The organism is Mycolicibacter icosiumassiliensis (assembly GCF_900078685.2).
GTDB classification, from domain to species: Bacteria; Actinomycetota; Actinomycetes; order Mycobacteriales; family Mycobacteriaceae; genus Mycobacterium; species Mycobacterium icosiumassiliensis.
Window position 1 is genome coordinate 1 of sequence record NZ_LT546179.1, and the last position, 1,920, is coordinate 1,920.

Here is a 1,920-nt window from a genome sequence, read left to right on the forward strand (position 1 = left end):
ATCGGTGAACTGCGCGGAAATCCCGTGCGCCCGGCGGAGTTCGGCGACCTGTGATCCTGCTCGACACCAACGTAATCTCCGCGCTGATGCAGCAGCGGCCGGATGACGCAGTGGTGCGGTGGCTCGACGGCCTGCCCGCCGAGTCGATCTGGACGACATCCATCACCGTCTTCGAAGTGTGGACCGGACTCGAATTGCTCGAACCAGGACGCCGTCGACGACACCTTGAGCTGGCATTCACCCAGCTGCTCGCCGACGATCTTGATGGCCGAGTGCAGACTTTCGATCAGCCGGCCGCGCTGGCGGCGGCTGGTCTTGCCGCACGTGGACGTCGTAAGGGGTACCCCGTCGAGGTGCGCGACGTCCAGATCGCGGGAATCGCTGTCGCCAGGAAGGCGGCGCTTGCCACCCGTAATGTCCGGCACTTCCAAGACCTCGGAGCCGGGCTGATCAACCCTTGGTCAGGCGGGTAACCCGTTCGAAGTGGCTATGCGGTCAAATCGATGCGGTGCGCATCGGTGACGCTGCGGTAGCGATCCGGGCTGCAGGTCAACACGATCACCTGGCCGTGTGAGCCGACCGCGTCGAACACCGCGCCCATCTTCTCCAGCCGGCCGGGGTCGGTGAAGCCGAGCGCGTCGTCGATCACCACCGGGACACTGTCCTCTTTGGCCACCAGCGCGGCCCCGGCCAACCGAGTCAGAATGCCCAGCTGTTCCTTCGCGCCGCCGGACAGCGACTCATAAGGCACCGTGCGACCGTCGAGGGTGCGGGCGCAGATCTTCAGGTCGGTGTCGACGTCGACTTCGAAATCGGCGCCGAACACGTGCGCGCCAAGCCGCTGGATCTCGGCGCGGAACGGCTCGACGTAACGCCGCCGGGTGTCGTCACGGTGGCGGATCATCGTGGACCGCAGCAGCGCCGCCGCGCGTGCCCGACGCCCGATCCGATCATGTTCGGCCGCAGCGTGTTCCCGCGCGGTCTGCGCGGCGTCGAGCTGGCCCCGCCGGCCCTGGGTGCCGAACACGGCGAGTTCGACCTCCACCTCGTGCAGCGCGCGGGCGGTCTCGGCGTGCCGGGCTCGGAGGTCTTGCGCCGTGGTCTGCGCTGCTGCGAGTTCGGCGTCGATCGCTTCGGGGGCGGCGGCGCCCAGCTGTTCGGACAGCTCGGTCACCCGCTGCTCGGCGGTGCGCAAGGCCTGCGTGTTGGACTCGGCGGTAGCCGCCAGCTCGTCATCGCTGACCGTCGTCCGCTGTGCGGCCAGACGCTGGTTGACCGCTTCCAGCTCACCGCGCTGCGCCGCCACCTTCTCGCGTAGCAGCGTCAACCGGGTGGCAGCCTCCGCGTGACGGGCCGTGGCCTCCTGGGCGGCTCGGCGCCGGGCTTCACAGTCGGTGGCGGCCTGCGCCCGCAGCGCCTCGGCCTCGTCACGATCGGCGCGGGCCTGCTCAGGTGTGGTCGCCGCGGGGATCTCACCGTGCTCGTCGCGCAGCCGCGTCAGCCGAGCACGTAACGCCTCGATCTGGTCGTCACCGCGCAGCGCGGCCAGGGCGGCAGTCAATTGGTCGCGGCTGCTTTGTAGTTCGCGGCGCCGCTGGTCCGCCTGGCGTGCCTGTTCCAGATCAGTCACGCCCGCTGCTGTCAGGGCATCGGAAAATTCCGCTTGCGCCGCAGCATGTTTGACGCTGGCCGCACGCGCACTATCCCCTGGCCTGACCCGGACGCTGAGCAGCCCAGGAACCTCGACCTCAAGACCGTCGGTGACGGTAGCCGGCCAGAGCTGGTCGGCTACCGTCACCGACGGTCTTGAGGTCGAGGTTCCTGGGCTGCTCAGCGTCCGGGTCAGGCCAGGGGCTAGTGCGCGTGCGGCCAGCGTCCAACATGCTGCGGCGCAAGCGGAATTTTCCGATGCCCTGACAG

Annotated in this window: 2 protein-coding genes; one reads left to right on the top strand and one right to left on the bottom strand. The window is 68.8% G+C overall.

Annotated features, from left to right (window positions below):
- Positions 1 to 50: 50 nt before the first annotated feature.
- A complete protein-coding gene (locus BN4346_RS46670) occupies positions 51 to 473 on the top strand; it encodes a type II toxin-antitoxin system VapC family toxin (protein WP_067977064.1) in 423 nt (140 codons plus the stop codon).
- 14 nt (positions 474 to 487) lie between these two features.
- Here BN4346_RS46670 and BN4346_RS46675 read toward each other — a convergent pair.
- Positions 488 to 1,920, bottom strand: a 1,433-nt coding sequence (locus BN4346_RS46675; protein ID WP_407695172.1) for an ATP-binding protein, incomplete at its 5' end; no start/stop codon positions are given.